General features: G+C 32.0%; 4 protein-coding genes. 3 read left to right on the top strand and 1 reads right to left on the bottom strand.

Features of this window, described 5'->3' with window-relative positions:
- Nucleotides 1-560: 560 nt before the first annotated feature.
- The gene (mnmM, locus tag CLORY_RS22370) at nucleotides 561-1,142 is read right to left on the bottom strand and encodes a tRNA 5-(aminomethyl)-2-thiouridylate-methyltransferase MnmM (protein WP_242954490.1); all 582 of its coding nucleotides are present in this window, start codon (nucleotides 1,140-1,142) and stop codon (nucleotides 561-563) included.
- 159 nt (nucleotides 1,143-1,301) lie between these two features.
- Here mnmM and CLORY_RS22365 point away from each other — a divergent pair, with 159 nt between their 5' ends.
- From CLORY_RS22365 to CLORY_RS22355, 3 genes are all read left to right on the top strand, one after another.
- On the top strand, nucleotides 1,302-2,027 hold the full coding sequence (locus tag CLORY_RS22365; RefSeq protein WP_079428733.1) for a hypothetical protein: 726 nt from the start codon (nucleotides 1,302-1,304) through the stop codon (nucleotides 2,025-2,027).
- A gap of 88 nt (nucleotides 2,028-2,115) precedes the next feature.
- Nucleotides 2,116-3,831, top strand: coding sequence for a methyl-accepting chemotaxis protein (locus tag CLORY_RS22360; protein WP_079428731.1), 1,716 nt, complete (start codon nucleotides 2,116-2,118; stop codon nucleotides 3,829-3,831).
- Between the two features lie 109 nt (nucleotides 3,832-3,940).
- The gene (locus CLORY_RS22355; protein ID WP_079428729.1) at nucleotides 3,941-4,600 is read left to right on the top strand and encodes an HAD family hydrolase; all 660 of its coding nucleotides are present in this window, start codon (nucleotides 3,941-3,943) and stop codon (nucleotides 4,598-4,600) included.
- Nucleotides 4,601-5,136: the final 536 nt, after the last annotated feature.

Raw genomic sequence — 5,136 nt, 5'->3', positions numbered from 1 at the left:
CAATATACATTAAAGTGTTTTATTGGACAACTATACTCTTTTCTTATGGCAATATATTGATAAATATATCTAATATTCATGTTTATATAATTTGTGGTTACTGCATTACTTTTTTTAAACAATGTTTCCCATTCTCTGAACACCAGTGTAGAAATTTATGATTTTTGCCAATTGTGGATAACTTTTAATTAATATCAAGATACACAACTAAATAGGAGAAAAGGTGGTTGCTAAATGAAAAAACGGTACAACATGCTTGCGAAGAAGTTAAAAGAAACGGTAATATATTTTGAAGTTAGTGAATTAAGATAAGAAGGCAACAAAAGCAATATAATAAAAGCATTTTGCAAATATTAAGAGCTAGGGCATAAAAAAGATTACATCAGAAGTAGGCATTTGGAGTGAGTTTAGTAATTACCCATGTCTTTGAGGGAAAATTCCGTTAAGATGGCGAATTGTTTGAGGCGCAGCCGAGTTATGAGCCATTAGGAAATTTGCCTCAAAGATGTGGTGTAATTACTTAATGAATGGAATTAGCCTACGTAGGATGTAATCTTTTTTTATTCTAGCAGTTTTTCTATAGAAATTACTAAAGGAGGATTATTAACCTGATTCATAAAACTAAATCTCATTACATTATATATCTTTTGATCTAATTGCCCTACATATTGTTCTAAAGCGTCTTTTTCCTTTGCTCCCTCCTCATGGCCGGGATATATTACGAGTATTATTAGTCCATTTATATCTAATATATTTATTGCAGCTTTTAAAGCTTCAATGGTTGAAGTAACTTTTGTAGTGACACTATGGTTACCTCCTGGAAGATATCCTAAATTAAATAAAACAAGTTTTACCTTGCAATTATTAACATATTTATCCATTTTGGAATGACTGTCTAGAATAAGTTCAGCTGTGTTAGAAAAATTATTTTTTTCTAACCTTTTTTTCGTTTCCTTTACAGCCTGTTCTTGTATATCAAATGCGAATACTTTTCCGGAAGAACCTACAAGAGTACAAAGGAATATTGTGTCATTTCCGTTTCCCATGGTGGCATCAACTACGATATCACCAGTTTTAATCGATTCTCTACATAATAATTTTGATAACTCAACAGCATTTTTGGGTAAAATTTTAAAAGTCAAATGAACTACCTCCAGTTATAAAATAAAAATATCTGCTATATTTAAGTATATACATATTTGATTTGTAGTTCCATAATATCTATAAAATGTATTAATTGTAATTATAGTATAATGTTTTATAATAGCTAAACGATAAATTAGTAGTAGGGAGGTGATAGTATGTATATCAATTCATTGAATTCATCAGCCAATAATCAGTATGCATTAAGGTTTCAGCAAAAAAATGATAAGACCAATGGTAAAACTAAGAATAAAGCTACTGGTAATACAATGATTGATGAGCTTCAAAAACAGAAAGAGGATTTAGCTAAGAGAAAAAGCGAACTTATGGAAAAAGCAGCTGACAACGGCAATTACTCTACAGTTAAAGATAAAATTGAAGATATAAACAAACAAATTGAGCAGATTGACAAACAGATAACTGAGCTGCAGAAAGAGTCAGCTAAAAAGGCTTTAGACAAGAAAGAAGAAGCTAAAAAGGATAGCAGCAAGAAAACAGACCCAAACGCTGATGATCCTGATGCTGAAAAAAGTGATGCAACTACAGAACAGATGAGCAATCTACTTAGTGTACACGGAGACATGAAAACGGCTCAAATGGCTTTCAGTAAGGAAAAGAGCGGCAAAACCAGAATTGCCATACTTGATTATGAGATAAAGCACGATGGTAGAGTTTCAGAAAGTGTAGATGGACCAAAACATAAAGAAATGAATGCAATCAAGGATAGAATGAAGTCTTGGGATAAGACAATTAGTGAAAAAATGAAGAACATAAATCAAGAAATTAAAGAAAATAGTAAGGACACTAATGATAAAAACGTTAAAGATGACAAAAACAGTAATTCTGATAAAATTGTAGGAAGCAATATAAGTTATGTAGCTTAATAAATAATAGAGAACAAGGAATATAACATTATGTGTATTTCTTGTTCTTATTTCTGCTTTAAATTATTCTAATGGTAAGGAGAGTATGATGAACTGGATTAATAATAGAAAAATATCAATGAAATTGATACCAACTTTTGTTTTCGTTGCACTGCTTATCGCTGTTGTAGCTTTTATTGGTGCGGTAAGTATGAGGAATATAGATACAAATTCTGATAAAATCTATAATAACAATTTACAAGCTATACAGCAAGTAAACAAGATAAAAGCTGATATTGGTGATATAAGATATGATTTACTAAAGATTTCAAACCAAAATAATAAAGATAACCAAAACCCTGAACTTGAAAAAGAAGTACAGGATCTATCAAATGAGATAGATACAATATTAAGCGGATATAGAAAAAAATATTTAGTTAATGAGGAAAAGCCTAATTTCGATAAATTAACTGCCTCATTAAATGACTTTAGACATATATATGGTGATGTAATAAATTTAGCAAATGAAAAACAATTTGAAAAATCTAAAGTAAGACTTACTCAAATTGCTAATGCAAGAGCAAGTCTGATGAACAGTTTGGAAAGAGAAATTAAAATCAATAGTGATAAGGCTCAAAGTGCTAATTTGGAAAATAATAAATCATATAAAGTTGCACTGATAATAATGCTTAGCGTAGCTGTAATAGGCTTAATACTTGCTGTAGTTATAGGATTGTTTATATCCGTGAATATATCAACAAGACTGAAGAAGGTTTTAAAGGCAGCAGAAAAGATAGGAAATGGTGATTTAACGCAGAATACCAATTTACATGGAAAAGATGAGATTGGAAAGCTGGCAAGTGAATTAGGTAATGCTAGCGATAATATACGTCACCTTGTTGAACAGATCGTATATGGTGCAGAAGAAATAAGTGCATCAAGTGAGGAACTTACAGCTACTACAGAAGAGATATCTTCAATGATGGAGGCTGCTGAGCTATCTACAACTCAAATTTCTAAAGGAGCTCAGGAATTAAGCAGTACTACTATTGAAGTAAGCTCTTCCATGGAACAGATAAGTCAGAATACGAGTCAGCTGGCAAGTAAATCAAAGGATACTAATTTATCTGCAAATGAGATTAATGAAAGAGCAGTAAAGATAAAAGAAACAGCTTCAAAGAATATAGATCAAAATAATATAATATATCAGGAAAAGCGTGACAATATCATTAAATCCATTGAAGCAGGTAAAATCGTCAAAGATGTTGGAATTATGGCAGATTCTATAGGAAGCATAGCAGAGCAAACCAATTTGCTGGCACTTAATGCGGCTATTGAAGCTGCAAGGGCAGGTGAACATGGAAAAGGATTTGCAGTAGTTGCGGAAGAAGTAAGGCAGCTTGCTGTGCAATCTTCTGATGCTGTTAGTAATATTCAAAATATGGTTTTGCAGGTTCAGGAAGCCTTCGATTTACTATCAAAAAGTGGAGAAGATATGCTGGAATACATGGTTAACAATGTGAAACCTACGTATGATATGATTATGGATGTAGGGGTCACTTATGGTAAGGATGCTGAATTTATAGATAGAATGGCAGAGGACATAGCGAGGTCAGCAGAGCAGATGCAAAACATTGTGTATCAGGTAAATGATGCTTTGCAGAATGTTTCAGCTACAGCAGAGGAATCTGCTGCTGGCTCAGAGGAGATAATGAGTAATACTAATCAGATATCAGAAGCTGTAAAAAGTGTTGCTCAGTCCGCGCAGAACCAAGCTGAACTTTCACAAAAGTTAAGCTCTATAATTCAAAAATTTAAAATATAGTTTTTCTTTTTGGAATCTTAGTTGTTATGCTATAATAGTTATGGTAGCTTGTACTCAAAGAATGAAATAAATAATGTTTGAGCAATTATGAAAGGATAACATAACTAAGATGAACAAAATAAAACTAGTGATTTTTGATATGGATGGCTTAATGCTTGATACAGAAAAGATATCTTTCATTAGCTGGCAGAAGGCTGCTAAGAAATATGGATATGAAGTTGATATGAATGCCTTTAAGAAAGTTCTTGGTAAGAATGTACCGAAGGTGAAAGAAACGCTTTTAGGACATTACGGTATCGATTTTCCCATAGATGATATTATAAAAGATAGATATATATTTGCAGAGCAATATATAGATGAAAATGGAATTGACGTAAAAGAAGGACTTTATGAATTGCTCGATTATTTGCAAGAAACAGGAATTAAAACAGCTGTAGCGACATCTACTCGCAGAGAGCTTGCAGCGAAACATCTAAAGATGGTAGATATATATAAATATTTTGATTGCATTGTCTGTGGTGATGAAGTAGAAAATTCTAAACCTAATCCGGAGATATTTGAGAAGGCTGCTCAAAAATTATGTTGTAATAATGAGAATTGTATAGTGCTTGAGGATTCAGAAGCAGGTATAATGGCAGCTCACTCTGCAAAAATGTATCCAATTGTAATTCCAGATATGAAAGAACCCAGCGAAGAAATAGAGAAGCTAGCCTTTAAGCGATTCAAAAATTTAAGAGAAGTAAAGGTGTTTCTTCAACAAGAGCTATAGTTAAATATATTAAGATTTATAAAAAGTTTACTTGCATTGTCTGATAATGCAAGTAAACTTTTTTGTTGTCTAAGAATTTATGTATTTTGCCAGTTGTGGATAGCTTTCAACTGTATATGAATAAATTGCATTCATTGCTAAAAGTACGTAACTATATAATATACGAAGTAATATAGAAAATAATACTTTGTAAATACATAGAGTTGGTTAAAGGAGTGAGTGGCCGCAGGAGGCATTTGGAGTGAGTTTAGCAATTACCCATGTCTTTTAGGCAAATTTTCGTTAAGATGGCGAATTGTTTGAGGCGTAGCCGAGTTATGAGCCATTAGGAAATTTACCTCAAAGATGTGGTGTAATTACTTAATGAATGGAATTAGCCGACATAGGGTGTAACCCTTTTTTATTCTATAGGAAACTATGTAATTGCAAGGTTGTGGATAAGTGTGTAAAATATAGGTATTATGGTAGATAAGAAAATAACAGTAAAAGAAATATTAGTAGATAAGTATCAGGATTTTAAAAATAAATATTGGAGT

This window comes from Clostridium oryzae (genome assembly GCF_002029235.1).
In the GTDB taxonomy this organism is placed as follows: Bacteria; Bacillota; Clostridia; order Clostridiales; family Clostridiaceae; genus Clostridium_AE; species Clostridium_AE oryzae.
Note: the sequence above shows the minus strand (reverse complement) of the source record. Positions and strands in the feature narration are given on the sequence as shown.